Origin of the sequence: Parabacteroides sp. AF21-43 (assembly GCF_003635435.1) — a bacterium.
GTDB classification, from domain to species: domain Bacteria; phylum Bacteroidota; class Bacteroidia; order Bacteroidales; family Tannerellaceae; genus Parabacteroides; species Parabacteroides distasonis.
On the sequence record NZ_QTMG01000003.1, the window covers coordinates 73,768 to 94,312 of the forward strand.

20 protein-coding genes are annotated in these 20,545 nt (G+C 44.7%); 2 read left to right on the forward strand and 18 right to left on the reverse strand.

The genetic code is table 11. The features are described 5' to 3' along the window. Positions 1-6: 6 nt before the first annotated feature. The 5 genes from DWX84_RS03420 to DWX84_RS03440 all read right to left on the reverse strand — a co-directional run bounded on the left by DWX84_RS03420 (position 7) and on the right by DWX84_RS03440 (position 5,260). Entirely contained in the window at positions 7-1,092 is a 1,086-nt protein-coding gene (locus DWX84_RS03420) for an efflux RND transporter periplasmic adaptor subunit (RefSeq protein ID WP_048927284.1), read from the reverse strand. A gap of 16 nt (positions 1,093-1,108) precedes the next feature. Further along, entirely contained in the window at positions 1,109-2,368 is a 1,260-nt protein-coding gene (locus DWX84_RS03425) for a TolC family protein (RefSeq protein WP_122297239.1), read from the reverse strand. A 90-nt stretch (positions 2,369-2,458) separates the two neighbouring features. Next, positions 2,459-3,391, reverse strand: a complete 933-nt coding sequence (locus DWX84_RS03430; protein WP_122297240.1) for a UDP-glucuronic acid decarboxylase family protein — start codon at positions 3,389-3,391, stop codon at positions 2,459-2,461. A gap of 10 nt (positions 3,392-3,401) precedes the next feature. Next, the gene (locus DWX84_RS03435) at positions 3,402-3,863 is read right to left on the reverse strand and encodes a septal ring lytic transglycosylase RlpA family protein (RefSeq protein WP_005857026.1); all 462 of its coding nucleotides are present in this window, start codon (positions 3,861-3,863) and stop codon (positions 3,402-3,404) included. Positions 3,864-3,880: 17 nt separating this feature from the next. Next, on the reverse strand, positions 3,881-5,260 hold the full coding sequence (locus DWX84_RS03440; RefSeq protein ID WP_005857028.1) for a cytochrome c peroxidase: 1,380 nt from the start codon (positions 5,258-5,260) through the stop codon (positions 3,881-3,883). Positions 5,261-5,588: 328 nt separating this feature from the next. On the opposite strand from DWX84_RS03440, the gene DWX84_RS03445 reads away from it, so the two are divergent. Both DWX84_RS03445 and DWX84_RS03450 read left to right on the forward strand, forming a co-directional pair. Next, positions 5,589-6,176, forward strand: coding sequence for a LemA family protein (locus DWX84_RS03445; protein WP_005857030.1), 588 nt, complete (start codon positions 5,589-5,591; stop codon positions 6,174-6,176). A 14-nt stretch (positions 6,177-6,190) separates the two neighbouring features. Further along, on the forward strand, positions 6,191-7,162 hold the full coding sequence (locus DWX84_RS03450) for a TPM domain-containing protein (RefSeq protein ID WP_005862349.1): 972 nt from the start codon (positions 6,191-6,193) through the stop codon (positions 7,160-7,162). A gap of 73 nt (positions 7,163-7,235) precedes the next feature. Here DWX84_RS03450 and DWX84_RS03455 read toward each other — a convergent pair whose 3' ends face one another. The 13 genes from DWX84_RS03455 to DWX84_RS03515 all read right to left on the reverse strand — a co-directional run bounded on the left by DWX84_RS03455 (position 7,236) and on the right by DWX84_RS03515 (position 20,497). After that, on the reverse strand, positions 7,236-7,724 hold the full coding sequence (locus tag DWX84_RS03455) for an NAD(P)H-dependent oxidoreductase subunit E (protein WP_005857033.1): 489 nt from the start codon (positions 7,722-7,724) through the stop codon (positions 7,236-7,238). 3 nt (positions 7,725-7,727) lie between these two features. After that, the gene (locus DWX84_RS03460) at positions 7,728-9,518 is read right to left on the reverse strand and encodes an NADH-dependent [FeFe] hydrogenase, group A6 (protein ID WP_005862352.1); all 1,791 of its coding nucleotides are present in this window, start codon (positions 9,516-9,518) and stop codon (positions 7,728-7,730) included. Between the two features lie 14 nt (positions 9,519-9,532). Continuing rightward, positions 9,533-11,323 (reverse strand): NADH-ubiquinone oxidoreductase-F iron-sulfur binding region domain-containing protein, encoded by a 1,791-nt coding sequence (locus DWX84_RS03465; RefSeq protein ID WP_044546036.1) that lies wholly within the window; start codon positions 11,321-11,323, stop codon positions 9,533-9,535. A 21-nt stretch (positions 11,324-11,344) separates the two neighbouring features. After that, positions 11,345-11,743 carry a ferredoxin gene (locus tag DWX84_RS03470; protein WP_044546039.1) on the reverse strand — a complete coding sequence of 133 codons (399 nt, stop codon included), beginning with the start codon at positions 11,741-11,743 and terminating at the stop codon, positions 11,345-11,347. A gap of 74 nt (positions 11,744-11,817) precedes the next feature. Next, on the reverse strand, positions 11,818-12,714 hold the full coding sequence (locus DWX84_RS03475) for a serine O-acetyltransferase (RefSeq protein ID WP_005857041.1): 897 nt from the start codon (positions 12,712-12,714) through the stop codon (positions 11,818-11,820). A 2-nt stretch (positions 12,715-12,716) separates the two neighbouring features. Then, positions 12,717-14,879: a kelch repeat-containing protein gene (locus DWX84_RS03480; protein WP_048927282.1), complete on the reverse strand. Its 2,163-nt coding sequence runs from the start codon at positions 14,877-14,879 to the stop codon at positions 12,717-12,719. 12 nt (positions 14,880-14,891) lie between these two features. After that, on the reverse strand, positions 14,892-15,848 hold the full coding sequence (locus DWX84_RS03485; RefSeq protein WP_036629346.1) for a hypothetical protein: 957 nt from the start codon (positions 15,846-15,848) through the stop codon (positions 14,892-14,894). Between the two features lie 41 nt (positions 15,849-15,889). Further along, a complete protein-coding gene (locus tag DWX84_RS03490) occupies positions 15,890-17,683 on the reverse strand; it encodes a serine/threonine-protein kinase (protein ID WP_158556951.1) in 1,794 nt (597 codons plus the stop codon). A 41-nt stretch (positions 17,684-17,724) separates the two neighbouring features. Next, the gene (locus DWX84_RS03495; RefSeq protein WP_005862361.1) at positions 17,725-18,528 is read right to left on the reverse strand and encodes a PP2C family serine/threonine-protein phosphatase; all 804 of its coding nucleotides are present in this window, start codon (positions 18,526-18,528) and stop codon (positions 17,725-17,727) included. Positions 18,529-18,540: 12 nt separating this feature from the next. Then, positions 18,541-19,056: an FHA domain-containing protein gene (locus DWX84_RS03500; RefSeq protein WP_048927280.1), complete on the reverse strand. Its 516-nt coding sequence runs from the start codon at positions 19,054-19,056 to the stop codon at positions 18,541-18,543. After that, entirely contained in the window at positions 19,053-19,307 is a 255-nt protein-coding gene (locus tag DWX84_RS03505; RefSeq protein ID WP_005857054.1) for a hypothetical protein, read from the reverse strand. Before DWX84_RS03505 ends, DWX84_RS03500 begins: the two co-directional genes overlap by 4 nt. 142 nt (positions 19,308-19,449) lie before the next feature. Next, positions 19,450-20,103 carry an FHA domain-containing protein gene (locus tag DWX84_RS03510; RefSeq protein WP_005857056.1) on the reverse strand — a complete coding sequence of 218 codons (654 nt, stop codon included), beginning with the start codon at positions 20,101-20,103 and terminating at the stop codon, positions 19,450-19,452. Positions 20,104-20,107: 4 nt separating this feature from the next. After that, entirely contained in the window at positions 20,108-20,497 is a 390-nt protein-coding gene (locus DWX84_RS03515; protein ID WP_005857058.1) for a LytTR family DNA-binding domain-containing protein, read from the reverse strand. Between the last annotated feature and the right edge of the window lie 48 nt (positions 20,498-20,545).

Below are 20,545 nucleotides of genomic sequence, written 5' to 3' on the forward strand. Positions count from 1 at the left end.
GTCTGGTTACTTTAATTCGTTATACACCAAGAGAGCGTTCCGATCTACGATCCGATCCCCATCCTTCAAGCCGGATCGCAGGTAACAGAACTTCTCGGTTTGCTTATACACCGAGATCTCACGCATTTGCAAATATCCCTCCTTCGAGACATAGACAACGTATTCTTTACCATCCTCGAAAATCACGGCATGGGCGTTTACGCAAGGCATACTTTCTCCTTTTACCGCGCTCTGTACATATACGTTCGTAAACATTCCGGGTTTAAGCATATACTTCTCGTTCCTTAATTTGACTCTTACGCTCATGGTCTTACTTTCTCGGTCTAGCATATGATAGACCTTATCGATCGTTCCCGTAAACTCCATATCCTTATAGGCCAAAGTGGTGATACGAACGGTAGCCCCCTCTTTTACCTTGCTGATATCTCCCTCATAGACATCGGCCATCACCCAGACATCGTCGAGACCGGAAATGGTAAACATCTCCTCCCCTTGATCAGAACGGATCTGCATATCCCGGTTTATATTCTTATCGATGATAAAGCCGGAGACCGGCGCTTTCACCACATAGGTAGATGGGTCTGTTATGTTATAAATGGAATACATTTCTTGGATACGTTTGGTCTCGGCCTCGGCATCGGCTTGCTCTTGCTGGGCTTGCAGGAAGTCCCGGTCGGAAGCCATACCGCTCCGGGCCATATCTTGGGTAGCCTCCAAGTTACGGTTAGCGATAGCCAGTTGATGCTCGGCCTCCTTTCGCTGCTTGTCGATATCAGCGATCTCTCCGCTCCGGATCACCGCTAGGACATCCCCTTTCCATACGTAATCGCCAACTTCCGCATGAACGGAGGTGACATTTCCACCAAATATCGGATACACATGGGCCACTCGCTCTGGATTGAAACTGACACGGCCATTGAGCAATAACTCGTTGGTTAATGGTGTGTCACGAACCGTATCCAGTGTTATAATCTCCTGTAAACTGTCATTTAATAGTAAAGGTTCCCGGGTATCGACCGAGGTGGTCGCCTGTTTTCCGCAGGAACATACCAAGGGTACTAAAAGGATGCATGTGATTAGATGCTTATTCATATCATTTGATTTGCTTTTAATAGTTGAATACATGGCTACCCGTTACGGTATTTACCTCCTCCAAGGCCAGTAACACTTCTTTTTGAGTTTGGTAAAGTTGCAAGCAGGTTGTTTTGTAGGTCTCATAATAATCGATAAACTCAAGGAGACTGATATTCCGTTTTTGGAAATTCAAGTTCACGCCTTCGATAATCAAGGCGAAATCCTTCTCCAATCCATAGTTCGAGGAACGATAAAGCTGAATCGCCTTTTCCAATCGGCCATAGCTGGTGAATAATTCATTCTCGGCCTGGCGGCGTGCGTATTCTTCCTTATGGGCCTTTTGAGCGACGGATATTTTCGCCGCCCTGATATTCCCTTGATTCCGGTTAAATATAGGGAGAGAGACGCTCAAGCCGATCGCCCAATAATCATTGATAAAGTTACCCGCCTTATCATACGTACCCTTTACGCTCACTTCCGGGAAAGCGAGGGAACGTTGTAATCTCACGTCCGCCTCCGAAGCCTTGACGCTTGCTTGCGCCAACTTAAGATCCGGACGTTCGTATAATAAAGAGGTCAATTCAGAGAAAGGAACGGAGTCCATATCGATCTGGTTCAACACAGACTCATCGAATATCGGCTCGAAGGTATCATTGCCGGATATTCCTAGTAAAAGCCGCATGTCTCCTTGAAGGGAGATAACTTGGTTGGCGATATCATTCCGCTCTTGCCGTAAAGAGAGTAATAGGGCCTCGATACGGGACTTCTCTAATAAAGAAACATTCCCTTTCTCATTCTGCTCCTTGAGAACCACCAACAGATGAGCCAATGAATCAATCTCACGATCGTAAATAGATTGGGATTTCCGGGTGAAATAAAGCGCTATGAATTTCTCCTTCAACTCGCTCCGGAGGGTTCTCAATACCTCTTCGAATTGGTAAAGGGCCATTTCCTTATGGATCTTCTCCAAACGGACACGTTTGTTTCGCTGTCCGGCGATATAGATCAACTGTTCCACCTCTACGATCGTTTCCCCTTGTTTCCCGAAATCAAAGTAATGTCCGTTCAACCGGTTATAAACATTTTGCTCCAAAGAGACCACGGGATTCTCGAAAAGTTTGGCCTGTACTACTTGGGCCTCGGCTATATCGATATTATACCGTTCGGCTATCACTTCCAGATTGTGCTCAGAGAAACGTTGCTCGGACTCTTTCAAGGAGAGGGAGACAACAGAGGCTTTCGCCCCAGAGAAAAGAAGAGATAAAAAAAGTAAAAGAGTGACTCGTCTGTTCATTTGCGTTAAATTTTACGCAAAGGTAGAAGTCACTCTTTTATCGCTTATGAATATTTAGTTAGAATACTCTTAGGCCAAATTAGAAATTTATTAGAGAGATTTAAAGTATAATATCGTTTTCTTTAATCCTTCCTCCAAACAAACCGTAGGTTCCCACCCATCTAATTTCTCTTTGGCCAACGTAATATCGGGCTTACGTTGCTTGGGATCGTCTCCCGGCAACGGGCGGTATACGATCTTAGAGGAGGAGTTTGTCAAACGGATCACGATCTTGGCCAACTCGTTCATCGAGAACTCTCCCGGATTTCCGATATTTACCGGACCGATAAAATCATCCGAGGTATTCATCATACGAATCATCCCCTCGATCAAATCGTCTACATATTGGAAACTACGAGTTTGGTTTCCATCCCCATAAATCGTAATGTCCTTATTTTGTAATGCCTGTATAATGAAATTAGAGACGACACGGCCATCGTTCGTACTCATATTAGGCCCATACGTATTAAAGATGCGGATGATTTTAATGCGAACCTTGTTTTGGCGATGGTAATCCATAAATAAGGTCTCGGCGCAACGCTTGCCCTCGTCATAACAAGAGCGAGGCCCTATCAGGTTGACATTTCCCCAATAGCTTTCCGGCTGCGGGTGTATCATGGGATCTCCATACACCTCACTGGTAGATGCTTGTAATATCTTAGCGTTCACCCGTTTTGCCAGACCTAACATATTGACCGCTCCTAACACGGATGTCTTGATCGTCTGTATCGGATCTATTTGATAATAAACTGGAGATGCGGGACATGCCAAATTATAAATCTCATCGACCTCGGCTTGGAACGGTATAGAAACATCATGCCTGATCAACTCGAAATGTGGATTTTTCAGCAGAGGAATCACATTCTCCTTACTTCCCGTAAAATAGTTATCCAGACAAATTACTTCATTTCCTTCTTCTAAAAGACGGGCACATAAATGAGAACCGATAAAGCCGGCGCCCCCGGTGATAAGTATTTGCTTCATTATATTAAATTTATTTCGTGAATTTCACCCTATAAGGTGGATCCGGACGTAAATAATCTATATCCAGATAAGGAATCTTAGGATAGATCAAGTCCAGATAGCGGAGGTCTAAGGGGCCGGGAACGACTTCTATCCGTACCTTAGCGACACCTTTATCGATAAAATCCAATATCTCGGCGGCGCTCGCTGATACATCAATGATTCGTTTTCTATAACGAGGTCCACGATCCGTTACGCATACAATGGTACTTTTCATATTCTCCAAGTTCGTGACTCTTAAAAAAGTACCAAAAGGATACGTACGATGCGCGGCGACTAATTCTTCTTTATCATGAACCCTTCCACTGGATGATTTCCTGCCGTGGAAACGATGATGGTAATACGAAGCAAGTCCTTCCTCCTGTGCCCATATTCCTTCTCCACACTTAACTGCGGCAAATATAAGTAATATGTAGAACAAGCGGAAGGACATGTACCTTTTTTAATCAATTATTGAAGCATTTTTCCATTATATTCTCCGTTCAAAGTTCCTAGAAAAACAACGATTTTTTCAACTTCTACATCATTGATCTCCTTTCCGATCTGGAACTCATGCATGATACGGATCGCATCCTCCACGGAGGCTACGGTTCCGTCGTGCATGTACGGATAAGTCAGCATCACGTTACGAAGTGTCGGGGTTTTGAACTTATGACGATCGGATTCTTTCTTAGTCACGGCATAGCGTCCGTTATCACCGTCCGTCAACCCTGTATTCCGGTAATCGAAATAGCTGTTCTTGATACCCATGAACTCGTAAGATTGACCACCGACATTTACACCAACGTGGCAAGTAGCGCATTTATTGTCCTTGAATAGTTGATAGCCCTCTAATTCTTCCGCTGTAAGCGCGTTTTTATCTCCCATCAAGTATTTGTCGAAACGACTCGGCGTAAGCAAGGTCTTCTCAAACTCAGCGATAGCGTCCGTGATCGTAGATTGAGAATAACCTTCCGGATACACTTCCGTGAATTTCTTCGTGAAATCCTTATCTTGCGCTAAAGCCTCGCAAATCTGGTCGAATGAGGTACAACCCATTTCCACTGGGTTCAATGGAGGACCAGCCGCTTGCTCTTTTAGGTCTGCCGCACGTCCGTCCCAAAATTGAACGAAATTAAGCGCCGCATTATATACGGTCGGAGCGTTAACACCACCGAACTGTCCATTAATACCTTCCGAATATTGCTTACGGTCTACACCACCTGTGTTCAATCCGTGGCAAGTAGCGCAAGAGATCGTATTGTCCGCAGACAAACGAGTATCATGATACAGAGCAAAACCCAACTCTACCTTCGCCGGATCTGTAGGCAAGCTCTTCATTAGAGGCTGAAGAGGCTCATTCTTAAATTCTTCCGCTACGGTTTCGGTCGTGAAACGATCTTTACGGACATTCTTCGCCCATGAAATGATCACCGCTTTCTCATTGTCGTCAAGGCTGGTTCCCCAGTGCATCGGCATATGGGAATACTTAGCCGGGGGCATAGAGCCGCTTAGGGCCGTATTCTCCACCTTCGCCAAATCAACCTCTGAAACGGGCTGCCCGTTCTCCAAGGCTTCCACCATAGCAGTCAAGTCCACATAGTGAACGGCCTCCTTCATGTCTGCCTGTACTACGGGACCGATCAACGGTAAATTACCGTAAAATGGCAGAGGCGCATTTTCAGAGTGGCAGGCCAAACAGTCGTTTTCCCGCAGGATAGAGGCCACTTGCTTACCTTCATTGTCGGCAAATTTCTTGTATTCGGAAGAACCGCACGAGGTAACCGCAAAGGCTAAAGCGCAGAGTCCTACCGGTAATGCCGTCATTTTAGCATAAATTGTTTTACGCATAACTATATTTATTTAGATTTATTAAGTGCAAATATAGAACAATTCACTTACATGTACCCTAAAAGCCTTGGATTTCATTGATCAGTTTTATCTATGGGAAGATAAATAGAATCTATGCGGTGGGCTTCCATCCGCAGCATCGCGGCAAGCTCCTTCCTATAATGCCCAGTATGAGGTTCTAACAATGGGCAATATAAGGATGTTACAATGCCCATTATAAGCAGCTAACAATCGCAGTTATAAGCAGCCGCCAATCGCTATGTGGATAATCCGATTTTTTTATATAGCTTTGTCTCATTATGTATAATCAATAAATTATAAGGCAAAGATGTTTAAGAACAAAGTTGTATGGATTATCATCGCTATCGTAGCGATATTATTCTTTTGGGTGAAAGGCGTGTATAATAATATGGTAACTCAAGACGAAGGCGTGAAAACCGCATGGAGCCAAGTTGAGAACCAATATCAACGCCGTATGGATTTGATCCCGAATCTGGTAAATACGGTAAAAGGATACGCCGCGCATGAGAAAGAGACTTTAGAAGGTGTGGTCAACGCTCGTGCCGAGGCGACGAAGACTACGATTGATCCTTCTAACCTTACTGAGGAATCCTTGAAGAAATTCCAGTCCGCACAGGGTGAGTTAGGAAATGCCCTCTCCCGTTTGATGCTTGTTTTAGAGCGTTATCCAGACTTAAAAGCGAATCAAAACTTTATGGAGCTTCAAGCGCAATTGGAAGGGACCGAAAATCGTATCTCAGTAGAGCGTAAACGTTTTAATGAGGTAGCTCAGTCTTATAATACCTATATTCGCCAATTCCCGAACAATATTTTGTCCGGAATGTTCGGCTTCCAATCGAAAGCTTATTTCGCCGCTGAATCCGGTGCGGAAAAGGCTCCTAAGGTAGAATTCTAATAGCCATTCGCTGAATGAGTGAGATAAAGAATATAAGATCTAGGCGCAAGTGTCCGGTAAGCCTTTTATGGATCAGTTTATTGCTGGTTGGTTTTGCCTCTTCTATTTTCGCGGCAAAGGATTATTCGATCGAGACCATTCCGAACGTGCGTCTTTCCAACCGGTTGAACCATGTCAGTAATCCGGATGGTATCATTACCCCGGATGACGCGGCACGTATCAATCAATTATTAAATGTAGTGGAAGATAGTCTCGGTATCGAGGTAGCTGTCGTTGCCGTGAATAGCATCGGGGATCAGGATGCCCGGATGTTCGCTACGGATTTATTCAAACATTGGGGATTGGGACAAAAGAGCAAGGATAATGGTTTATTGATCCAGTTGGTGACGGAACCTTCCCAACGTTCGGTCGTTTTCGAGACGGGATATGGCATCGAGGGTGTCTTACCCGACGCGATTTGCTACCGGCTCCAGCAGCGGTATATGATGCCCGATCTAAAGGCCGGGGATTATAGCGCCGGCATGTTGAAAGGAGTCATGGCGGTTACCAAGTATTTAATGTCCAGCGACTATGAACGGGCAGGCATGACTGGCAACCGTTCTTCTTCCTCGTCCGATGATGATTTTATGTGGATATTCGTGGTGGGGATTATCGGGATGATCGGTTTCTCGGCGTTTATCGCATACTTAAAGTATCGTCCGAAGGCATGCCCCCGTTGTGGAAAGAAAACCTTTGTGTATATGGGGCAGCAGGTGATCCGGGAAGCGACTCGTTTCTCGGAAGGTCTGGCCGAAGATGTATACCGCTGTAAGAGTTGCGGGTATACAGAGAAAAAAAATCGTACCATCGACCGCATACACCGAGGAGGAGGTGGCCCTATTATTATGGGGGGCGGTGGTGGTTTCGGAGGTTTTAGCGGAGGCGGCGGCGGTGGCTCTTGGGGAGGTGGAAGCTCCGGGGGGGGCGGTTCGATCAGTCGTTTCTGAAAATACGATTATTCGCATTATTTTATACAAGCGGTCACGTAAAATCTTATGTGACCGCTTGTGTTTTTATATCCTATTGTTCTTTCAGATAGTAGTCGGAAAGTATATCCCGTACCTTCTCGGGAGTAACCCTTCCATAGACCTTCCCGCCGATCATGACCACCGGAGCCAATCCGCAAGCACCGACACAGCGTAAGCAATCCAAGGAGAACAAACCGTCCGGTGTAGTCTCTCCTACCTTTATTTCCAATTGACGTTGCATTTCTTCCAGAACATTTTCCGCGCCACGCACGTAACAGGCCGTTCCCAGACAAACCGAGATGGGGTATTTCCCCTTGGGGGTCATCGTAAAGAATGAGTAAAAAGTAACTACGCCATATACCCTTGAGACCGGGATATTCAATTCAGCGGCGATAACCTGTTGGACTTCCGGTGGTAAATATCCGAACAAGCCTTGGGCGGCGTGCAAGATATTGATCAACTCCCCGGGATCGTTGTTGCGTTCAGCGCATATCGCATGTAGCTCCGCTACTTTTGTTTTAGGCAAATGTATCTCATTCATGGCTTATTTACTTTTTTCAGTTTCTATATACATACCGATTACTTCCTTACGATCTATGTAATGTGTATGCAGTAATTTGTGGGCTTTCGGTCCGCAAGGCTCTCCCAAATACTCGCTGTATAATTGCTGGATATACGGATTCTCATGGCTCTTGCGAAGCGGTTTGTTAGCGTCTTCCCGGTAAAGAGCGGCAGCACGCCGGCGAAGTACCTCCATACGGCCTCGGTGGAACGGTTGTCCGCCACCGCCGATACAGCCTCCCGGACAAGCCATCACCTCGATCGCATGATAAGGAGAGGTACCGTTCTTCACCTCCTCGATCAATTTGCGGGCATTCCCCAGACCATGAGCGATACCGATCTTTACCGGAGTCCCATTAAAATCGATGGTAGCGCTACGAATACCTTCCAGCCCGCGTAACTCCTCGAAGTCCACTTTATCCAGATTTTTCTTCGTATATAATTCATAAGCAGTACGGCAAGCGGCCTCGATAACACCGCCGGTAGTACCGAAGATCACGCTCGCTCCGGTAGATTCACCCAACGGACGATCGAACTCACCATCCGGCAGTTCATTGAAATCTATATTCGCATAACGGATTAAACGGGCTAACTCACGGGTATATATCGAATAATCTACATCGGGATTACCTTCCACGCTAAACTCCGGGCGGCTAGCCTCATACTTCTTCGCCAAACAAGGCATGATAGATACGACTACCAAATCCTTACGGTCCACTCCCAACTTCTCGGCGAAATAGCTCTTGGCGATCGCTCCGAACATTTGCTGCGGGCTCTTGGCTGTAGATAAATTATCCCGTAACTCGGGGAAATGTTGTTCCACAAAGCTAACCCAGCCCGGACAACAACTCGTCATTAACGGTATTTTCACTTCTTTGTCTCCATTCAAGTAACTACCTAGGCGATGTAATAATTCCGTTCCCTCTTCCATAATGGTCAAGTCGGCGGCAAAGTCCGTATCAAATACATAATCAAAACCCAATTGACGCAAAGCTGAAACCATCTTGCCTGTAACCAATGTACCCGGCTCATACCCGAAATCACGTCCCAACGCTGTGCGAACCGCCGGCGCTGTCTGGGCGATAACAATTTTAGTAGGATCGGCCAAAGCGTCCAAGACCGGCTGTTGCGTATTACGTCCGCTAAGCGCGTTTACAGGACAGACGGATACGCATTGTCCACAATAAGAACAGGTACTTCCGGCCATATCCCGTTCGAAAGCTGTCGATACGGCCGCGTTAAATCCACGGTTCACGGCAGTCAAGGCGCCAACCGTCTGTATCGTATTGCACATGGTCTCACAACGGCGGCACATGATGCATTTGTTCATGTTCCGGACAATAGAAGGGGAACGATCTATCGTAAATGTAGACATTTCTCCCTTATACCGGATCTCGCGGATTCCTAGGTCGTGCGCGATCTTTTGTAACTCGCAATGTCCGTTGCTACTACATGTCAGGCATTCCGCCGGATGATTCGAGAGGATCAGCTCCATCACCGTCCTGCGGGCATTCATTACCCGAGGGGTATGTGTCCGTACGACCATACCTTCCGTACATTCCATTTTACAGGATGGGGCTAAATTTCTACGTCCCTCGATCTCTACGACACAAATACGGCAAGCTCCCGGATTATTCTCGTAGTGCAAGTCCTCCAGTTTCATATAACAGAGTGTCGGGATATGAATACCTACACTTTTTGCCGCATCTAAAATGGTGGTTCCTCTCGGCACTTCCACCTCTTTATTATCTATGATTAATTTAATTGTTTCCATGATTGTAAATGAATTTAGTGGACATAAATCGCTCCGAACTTACACTTCTCCATACAGGTACCGCAACGGATACAAGCTTGCGGATCGATAATATGAGGAATTTTCCGTCCACCTGTAATTGCATGCACCGGACAAACACGGGCACAGAGCGTACATCCTTTACATTTCTCCGGATTGATGAAATATTGAGTAAGTTCCCGGCATTGATGAGACGGACAACGATGCTCCCGGACATGCGCCAGATATTCATCGTAGAAATTATCCATCGTAGATAAAACCGGATTCGGAGAAGTCTGTCCCAAGCCGCATAAAGCGGTATCCTTAATCACCATCGCCAGATTCCTTAGACGGGTCAAATCCTCTTCGGTTCCGTTTCCACTCGTAATTTTCTGCAATATTTCATGTAAGCGTTTATTACCGATACGGCACGGTGCGCATTTACCGCAAGATTCCTCGACCGTAAAGTCCAGATAGAACTTAGCCATGGCTACCATACAATCATCCTCGTCCATGACGATCATACCTCCGGAACCCATCATGGAACCAGCGGCAAGCAAATTATCATAATCGATAGGAAGATCTAGATGCTTTTCTGTCAAGCAACCTCCTGACGGGCCACCGGTTTGCACAGCCTTAAACTTCTTTCCATCCTTGATACCTCCCCCAATTCCAAAGATAACCTCACGCAAAGTCGTACCCATAGGAACCTCGATCAGCCCCACATTGTTTACCTTTCCCGCCAAGGCGAACACCTTTGTTCCTTTGCTTTTCTCCGTTCCGATACTACTGAACCATTTAGCGCCTCTTAACAAGATCACCGGGATATTCGCATAAGTCTCTACGTTATTTACATTGGTCGGACAACCTTTATACCCGTGTTCACTAGGGAACGGCGGCTTTACGGTAGCCTCGCCTCGCAAACCTTCCATACTGTGGATCAAAGCGGTCTCCTCTCCACAAACAAAAGCTCCGGCACCGTACCGGATCTCGATATCGAATGAGAAATCAGTCCCAAATATATTCTCGCCCAGCAATCCATATTCTTTCGCTTGCCGTATGGCTATTTTCAAACGTTCCACGGCTAGCGGATATTCGGCACGGATATATACCAAACCTTTGTTAGCTCCCGTACAATATCCATTAATCGCCATAGCCTCCACAATCGAATGCGGGTCGCCCTCCAATATGGAGCGATCCATAAAAGCGCCCGGGTCGCCCTCGTCCGCATTACAAACCACGTATTTTTGAGGCGCTTGTACCTTACGGGTAATCTGCCATTTCAAGCCTGTCGGGAAACCACCGCCCCCACGACCCCGTAAACCACTATCCATGATTTCCTTGATTACTTCCTCGGGAGTCATTTCCACAAGGGCTTTTCCTAACGCTACATAGCCGTCACGAGCGATATACTCATCGATATTCTCCGGGTTGATAAAGCCACAATTTCGAAGGGCGATTCGTAGCTGTTTCTTATAGAATCCGATATGCTTGGAGTCCGGAACCAGCTCACGGGTTTCCGGATTCATATAAAGTAACCGTTCCACTTTACGGCCTTTTACCAAATGCTCCCGTACGATCTCGTCCGCATCCGATGGTTGAACTTGTACGTAAAAAGTGTTATCGGGGATCATCTTAACTACCGGACCCTTCTCGCAGAAACCGAAGCATCCGGTACGGATCACTTGTGTATCCTCTAATCCGTATTGCTCGACGGCGGCTCTCAGATTCTCGATGATCTGCTCGCTTTGTGATGCACGGCAACCTGTGCCACCGCACACCAATATATAATTCGTGTATTGTGCCATTTATGTAAGATATTAAATTTCTTATTCGGGTTTTACGGTGGTGTAAGTTACAGGAATGATGCCGTCTACCAAGATACCCTTACGGATATACTTATCTATGATCTCTTCTACTTTTGCCTTATCGACATAACCGAATACCAACGGTTCCTGACCCGGAAGCTTGATTTCGATAGTCGGTTCCGCATAACAATAGCCCATGCATCCGGTTTGAGTTACCAACGCATCGATTCTCTGCCGGTCTAAAACCTCGATAAAATAACTCATTATCTCCTTGGCTCCGGCAGCTATACCGCAAGTGGCCATAGAAACCTTAATTTGTACGAGCTGATCAGGGGTATTGCTTTTTTCACGCAGATCCAAAGACGCACGAAGAGATTCACGCATTTTCTTGAGATCATCTAATGTCTTTACTTTGTTCATGGTCATATTCTATTATTTAAGGAAAACACCGTAATGTCATTTGCACAAACATACGGAATCTCTTTCAAATAATATCATATTTCCGTGAATTTTTCTTCGACACGTGATTGAGATATCTTGGAATTGGGAGGTACACTATGGGTGAGCCAGATGTTACCCCCGATAATAGATCCTCGGCCAATAGTGATCCGTCCTAATATGGATGCGTTGGAATAAATGGTCACATAATCCTCGATGATCGGGTGACGGGGCAAATCTATCGGAAGTCCTTCCTCGTCCAGCGTAAAACTCTTGGCTCCTAACGTCACACCTTGATAAAGGCGGACATGGTTTCCGATAATGGCGGTTTGTCCCACGACAATACCCGTTCCATGATCGATACTGAAATATTCTCCGATCTGCGCCCCGGGATGAATGTCGATCCCGGTTTGCGAGTGTGCCATTTCCGTAATGATACGCGGGAGTACCGGTACGCCTAGCTCGAATAATTCATGAGCGACCCGTTGATGTAAAAGCGCATAGACCGCCGGATAACAGAATATAATCTCACTCACGCTCTTGGCTGCCGGATCACCATCCAAGATGGCCTTTACATCGGTGGACAGTAAATATTTGATATGAGGAATCCGGTTAATAAAAGCGATCGAGATCTCGGAAGCCCGGTCCTTGGAATCACAACAACGCTCTACCTCAAAACAAAGTCCATTATATATTTGCTCTTGTAAGAGATCATAGATCTTTTCCAAATAGACTCCCGTATAATATTGGATAGAGCCTAATTGAGCCTCTTGTTCCGTACCAAAGAATCCGGGGAAGATAACCGTACGTAATAGGCGCATGATCTCATGCAACGTAGCGACTGAAGGCGATGGCTTCTGATGCAACGGGATATATTTGTATTCCGGTAGATCAGGAGCCGACAGCCGTTCTACGTTCTTCTGTATCTGTTCTAAAATCGCTGTTCTATTCATCTTTAATTATCCCAAGTAGGATCGTAACTGATTAATGAGTTAGAGGCATTGCCCAAACCGATATAGATATAATTATCCAAGACATACATGCAATGTACAGACCTGTTAGCCGCTGGTAACTGGGATTTCTGGCTCCAGTTCTGAGAGTCCGGATCATAGCGCCAAATATAACCGTCCCCGTCTACGCCATATACATAATTACCATAAGCGATAGCACATAAAAGCATCCTTCCGGGGAACGAAGCCTCCTTTTCCCAAGCTACAGCGTTCTTGTCTGTAGACCAAAACTGTGTCGTATATTCCAAAGAAGGATCCGCTTTATTAATAATCCCCAGTCCGGCATATATACGGTCACCAATTACAACGGATATTCCGCCGTATTGTTTAATCGGGAAATTAGATTTCTTGCTCCAAACGAAAGCGCTCGGTTCATAAGTCCAGACTTCATCGATTAGTTCGTTACCTCTACGTCCACCTATGAGGAACGCTTGATCTTCCATTCTGCAACATGCCGCCCGATACATACCTTTAGGCCGTTGCTGGTCTGTTTGTACGGCGCTCCAAGAATTATCGGATGTGGAGTATACATATAAACTGTCACATATCTTTCCCGTGTTATCCAAACCACCAAAAGTCCATAGGCCAAATCCGATGCTGAAACATACTTGGCCCGATAATTTCTCAGGCTGAGACCTTAAGGGCAACCATTCTTTCTTAGAGGTCATATATCCCCAAAACTCATCGGTGTATTCCCTACCCGTGTCACCGCCTAACAAGAATCCCGTGCTATTAGCCAAGGTACAGAAAGAGGTAGATCCCGGTATCCGGAAAGCTCCCTCAAACCTTGCCCCTGCTCCAAATATATCCGGAGTTTGGAAGCGAACTTCCTCTCCGTAAGCGATACCATTCTTATTTTTAGCGTAAGCCCTTAAATAATAGCTCGTGTCTCCTCTCAATTCCTTTATCGTACCCGTAAACGCTTGTGTACCGGAAGAAAGAGCTACCGCTCCTTCACAATTACCAAAGGCCGGACTAGGACTAGTTCCCCAACATACACCAGCCTCTGTAACCGGTGAGGCACCTTCGGCTAAGACCTCTCCTCCTACCCATGCGGTACCGTTTTTAATAGTAGACACCTCCTTCGTATTGACTGTAGGCAACTCACTTTCCAGAATCGTATGGATACCTTCGCCTGCGCTATAGGTAGTACCTAAAGCGTTTGTCGCATAAGCACGTACGTAATACCCTTTCTGCTGTTGCATATCATAGATTTTCCCGGCAAATTCTCCGATACCCGCTCCGCAAATAATCGTATCCCCATTTTCTATTGTCGGCGATTTATCAGCACTAAAGCAGAAACCACATGCCGTGATCGGAGAATCTCCCTCGCTTATTATTTCCATGGAGAACTCCGCATAGGTAAACTCTGTCGCTATTTTCTTGAATTTGTTATCATCTAATACAGGACGACCATTCGTGGTCTTAAAGGTCTCGACTTTCGCCCCGTTATACTCACCATATTTACTTTTTGCGTAAGCTCTAACGTAATAGGTAGTTTCCGGTTTTAAATCGGAGATCGTACAATAGAACGAATCGGCTTCCATGTCTATACGAATCGTAGAGTCGGATGCTGAAGGCTCCGGATTCAGCATTAAGTAAATACCCCTTTCCTCGATTTCGGCTTCCCCTTGTTTGGTTATCATACCTCCACATTGAACGGAAGTAGACATCACGTTGACTGGCAATAAGGTCTTAACGCTTCCTAATCCATCTTTCGTCTTAAAAGGTAAAATCTCTCCATAAGCGGTATCTACCGCATTGATCGCATAGGCCCGGATATAGTAATCCAGATCATTGGTTAAGCCCTCGATCGTAGCCTCATATTTTACCTTACGCTTGGATACGGCTTTTTTATTTTTCTCTATCACAGTAAAGGTAGATTCCGTGCTCCAACAAAAACCGGCCTCTGTCACGGGAGCGCCGTTTTCTTGTAAGACCTCCCCCGATACTGTCACGGAACTAGCCGTGGACTTCAATATCTCGTCTGTCTTAACAGACGGTTTTTTAGCGTTTCGAATGCCACCATCTATATCCGGATCATTCACGCATCCGGCCATTAATAAAGCCGCAAATAGAATAGAGAAGAGTGAGTATATATGTTTCATAAATAATCAATATTAAAAGAATACACCTAAGCCAGCGTTTAGATCCAAGTACTTAAAATTAACCGTATTGCATCCAACGCTAATAAATACAGAGTTCGTTATTTTCATCATCAAGTCAACCTCGGCAGCGACCCCTTTGTATGAGGAATCAATATTCCGGCACCATACCTCTCGTGTACTATCGTAGTTTTCATAGGAATGGGTCGTGAACGAATGTAGTAAAGCTCTTTCACCATATCCCAAACCAACGGAGGCATATAACCACGGAAAGCATTTTACGATTAAACCGGCCGTTCCGGCTATACTATTTGTCTTCGAGGATTTGCCTGTATTAAGCTCATAAGATTCCCCTTCCGAATTAGAGAACTTAATAATCTGCCCTTGGTTATTACATTCGTCCGTATAATTCATAAAAGACATATTCGTCTTGAAACGGACATACCAACCGAAGCGTTGCCCCATACCTCCTACCGTGATTCCATAAGGAGATTCGATCGAATACGAGTATCCCGCAAAAAACTCCATTCGTTTCTTAGGGGATACCGCCGCAGAATCTATCGGTTGTGCCTCGGGTTCCGCCGGCTTTAACAACATCTCTTGGTATTCTTTCCAATAGGTTGCTAGCTCCTCACTTTTAGGGGTTCCGATACCTTCCGAATAATAAATGATTAATTTAGAGATGGCATCCGGATCATCTTCCGTAGCTTTGACCGTCAGGCAGTTTAAACATTTATTCATCAAGCTACGCATGGAAGGCCGCATTCGCTCGTTGGAAAGCCAAATCGTAGTCAGCTGATCAATACTGTATGCGTCGCATTGCGATACGCCTTCCTCGTACCACATTTTAGCGTCACTATAATCAAGACGTTTCATCGCTTCATCTCCCTTACGGTTGTATTCCGTACGCTGTTGCGCCAGCAGTCCGAGGGGAAATACCGCACATATCATCAATATCCAAAGTCTTTTCATATAATAGGTAAATACATGTTTAGTTGTTCATAATATTACAATCAATAATAAGTAAGGCCTTCGCTAATCAATGATCCGTCAGAATTATAAATATCAAACAAATTGTCTTCCCGTTCGAATGCCCGGCCGTTATCCGCGATACCGACACTTAGGTATTTGCAAGGAATACGTTCCTCGGCTTTCGAATCGATCGCCCCGTATCTGTTATTTGACTTCTTACGTACGATCTTATATCGTCCGAAAGCCATTTTCTCCTCATACAGGGCCTTTTTGTCCGCTATACGTTTCTCCTCGGTTTTCTCATCGCAAGCGATGATCAACCGGACTACCTCTTCCGTAAGTTTCGTATCCTTTGCTTCCGACAAATCTTTCTTAGCTCCCGAATAATCAGCTTTGGCCATTTTTTCCTTACCGGAGGCGATTAACGAGTTATATTTCTCATTCATCTCATTTTCCGATGGCTGATCCGGGAGAACATTCTCTTCTATCGTATGCTCTGTTTCCATAGGTCGTTTCTCTTCCACTTGAGGCTCTTGTTTCTCCGCTTCCTTTATCTCAGAGATAGGAGGTTCCGTATGTAAAACTGGGTGATCTGGCATTTCTACTTCTTTTGAGACATTGCTATCCGGCTCCACAGCTGAAGGTAAATCAATACTCTCGACAACCTCTTTTGTGGGCCTATTGCTATGCACTAAAAGAGCTGTAGCGGATCCTACAACGACAAATATAGCGATTCCGATAGGAATTATTTTCTTTCTGGAATTATTCTTTTCTGTTATTGGCTCCACGGTAGGTGGATTAGCCACATTGACAACAGTCTCTTCATCATCCGATCCTACTAATTTAGAATCTACAGGTGATGAATAAACCACCGTTGTTTCCTCATTCACAATCTCGAGAGATGGACTTGGGACAACCTGAACTTCCTTTTCCGCTTGAGAAAAATCCAAAGACGCCAACATCTCGCCCACCGTCTCAAAGCGATCCGCAGGAATGATTTGCATCGCTTTTATGATAACAGCCTCTGTTTTCGGGCTGATCGCCGCATTGATTTCAGAGGGGTTTCGCAAAGGACGTGCGGCACGTAGTATAGATTCTGTAGGGATTGTTCCCGTTAACAGATTATACATCGTGGCTCCCAAGGAATAAATATCCGGACGGGGCGAGAACACTTGTGTTCCTTCGTTATCGTATTGCTCTATGGATGCGAATCCTTTAGAAAGGGTTAACATCGTAGTGCTGGTCTCTTCCTGCTCGATATCGTAACGTTTGCTGACTCCGAAATCGATCAAGCGGGCGTTCCCGTTCTTATCGATCAAGATATTGCTAGGCTTGATATCCAGATGCAAGATACTCTTATCATGAACGAATTGTAACGCCTCGCCAATTTGCCGTACATATTTAAGGACCGTAGCTTCGGGCAATATCCCGTTTTTCTCAAGCATATATTTTAGCGAGAAGCCGGAAATATACTCCATGGCAATATAAGCCGTATTGTTTTCCTCGAAAACCTCCAACACGTTTACTATATAGGGATGGTGAACTTCCGATAGGATCTTTGCCTCTTTGATCAGTTTTTCCTTGAACTTGTTAAATAAGACCTTTCCCGTCTCCGAATGTACTTTTACGGCTTGAGAACCGGGTTCTCTATAACAATAATCCTTGAAGAAATATTCCTTGACACAGATAGGGACCTCCGTCTTTACGGTACCTAAAGATCCTTTAACTTCTGTGTACCAAACTCCTCTGTAGGTTATGCCAAAACCACCTTGACCAACCACATGAGTAAGTCTGTATTTTCCGTTTTGAAGAAGATGTCCGTCTGGCAGATTCATAACCTTGAATAATTCCATTTAATCTGCCAAAAGTACGTTATTTATATAAAAGAATAAAGAAAAGAGAGAATATTTTGCTTAAAACCCATGCTATCTTCCACTTTTTGAATAGGTATGATATAAAAAGAAAAGTTATCCCGGGTCTTGCCGTCACAGGCTTCCATGAGGGCGTCCTTTATTTCCGGAACAGATAAACGACCATTAAATATCTCTGCGATCTTTTCATTCTTCAGTCTTTCAAGAACCCCGTCCGTACAAAGAAAGAGGAAATCGTCGGGTTGAATATCGTTCAAGGTAATAATGTCCGCTTCTGTTGGAGTATGAGTGCCTTGTATAGCCCGGATAATCACATTCCGCTGGGGGTGGGTTAACGCTTCTTCCGGAGTGATCTTACCTAATTTAACCAATGAATTTACCAATGAATGATCTTCTGTTTGATATAAAATCTCCCCCTTCCTCAGATGATAGATCCGGCTATCTCCGATATGAGCCAATACGATTCCGGAAGAAGCGATATAGGCCATGGTGAGCGTAGTAGCCATACCCATCGCTTCCGGATGCTCTTGAACATAGGAGTCGAAACAGACTTCCGCATAATGTACGGCTTTATGGATAAACTCAGGCGTGGGATCATCCTTTAGGAACGTAGAAAAGAAAGTTTGTATGGACTCGCAAGCTAATGAGCTGGCTACCTCCCCTTTCTCGGCTCCACCCACACCATCGCAAACCATAAACAATTTTTGGTCAAGGGTCACTTGTTCGGGAAGCGGGTAAATGGAATCCTCGTTATTCGATCTGCCTCCTTTTTCCGTAATAGCACATGGCTTACCGATCGTTATAATCATAACAAATGAGTTTTATTCATTAAAACGTAAGACGGTGCGACCAATAATAATCTCGTCATTATCATTGAGCACGACCACCTCGCCATTCTCTAGGTAACTGTTATTATATAACGTATGGTTTTTACTATTATTGTCGGTAAGGAAATGTTTATATCCACCTTTTGAATCTTTTTTCACCTCAATGCAAATATGCTCGCGACTCATCGTGCGATCAGCCGTGATAATTGGCATCGTAGCTTGTGAGGCGTTCGACTTCCGGCCAATGACAACCTTCCCTTCGTGAAGAGGAAACGCTTGTTCAGGTGTATCGCCGTCTGGAAGAACCGTCAGTCTGCCGATTCCAGTCTTGACAGGTGTCACTAAAATCGTATCGGAATCGACTTCCTGATGATTACTTTTCTCGGATAATAAGGACAAAGGAATAGGCTCTTTGCATTTCGGACACTTAAAGGAGGTAATGCCGAGGGGAATCTTCCCCTCGTCTACCTTTAATCCTACATGGCAATGTGGACATTTAACCGCGATCATACGATAAACGAAATATCTGCGCCATCCATATCCGTAGAGTACAGATCCATCATATCTGTATCGGAAAGCATAACCGTATCGTCCGCCAAGGTTATAAAGTCTGAATGATCGAAAGACTCGATGCTACTATCGTCTATAACTATGGCATCGCCTAGGTCGACACCTCCTCCTTCCACGTCTATTATGACAGCATCCGCTGGCATGACGTCATTGCCGTCTAAAGTTACGAATGTATATTCCTCTTCTTGCATAACCTTTGTTCCTAATATATTAATATTCCGAAAACAAAAGTACAAAAAGCAATGGATTAATAAACTTGTTATTCTCTCTTATAATCAAACATTTGGGTTTCATGTACAAAAGAGGCTGTTTTACTATACGAAAAGAAAAGGCTCATTCTCTCACCCATTTGGCCTTACAGGAAGAAACTGGGCATTGCTTTCGGTTTTTCAATGATTCCCAAGGGATCTCACCTAAGAATGTCCCACATTTCGGACAAACATAGTCTATCTTAAATTGATTGGCGATATCCTGCAATTGCTGGGGAATCTTGGCCGACTGCTTGGCTCCTAGATAGATTCCTACCGTAGGGGCACAAATCGTTATCAGGAGGCTGATGCCGAATAGTTCCGGGCTACCTTTCCCTAAGAAGCCTATCACGACCCCCACTATTCCGGGCAAAGCAAATGGTAAGGATTGAAATAATCTGGTCTTAAACTGATTAGAGGATTGAATCTTAACTTTTGCTTGAATATAATCATCGTAGACTTTTTTCAATGCGGCAAATTCATCGCTATAATCATTATTGTATTTAAGCACCTCGGAAAGATTTAAGACATAGCTATCCCCCAAGCGAATATGATCCGTAGGAGTAACACGTTTCTTTACGATCTGGGCTCCATTCACGAACGTACCGTTAGTAGATCCCGTATCCTCCAATAATAAGTTGCCACCATCCTCACGTATCAGACGGGCATGATGGCGGCTTACATGAGGATCGTTTGCAATAAAATCGTTGTCTTTTGCTTTTCCTATCTTTATAATCATAGTCTTATTCCTTTTCCTCTTCCTCTTGAGGCTTTCCCATCTCCTTCTCAAGATTATCTTTCAGCACTTTCAACGGATCCTTGGATATTACCAACTCTTTAGGCTTACCCTCTTCCGTCAATAATAATAAACGCTGCTTAGGGAGATTTATTTGTAAGATATGATTTTTATTTATGATATGACTTTTTCCGACACGCATTAATATCTTGTTACAACCAGCGACCTGCTTCTCTAAGATCTCTTCTATTTTTCCGATATTTATAGCGAAGGTAAATTGGATGCCATTTGACAACAATAGTTTCGTATAGTTCCTGTCTGCTTCAAAATAAAGGATCTGACCAATCTTAATGCGCAACAACTCATCCCTTGTTTTTATAATTAAATACCGCTCCATACGTAGAAATTGTTTTTTCGTTTCTCTTTCAAAAACAAATATACGGTA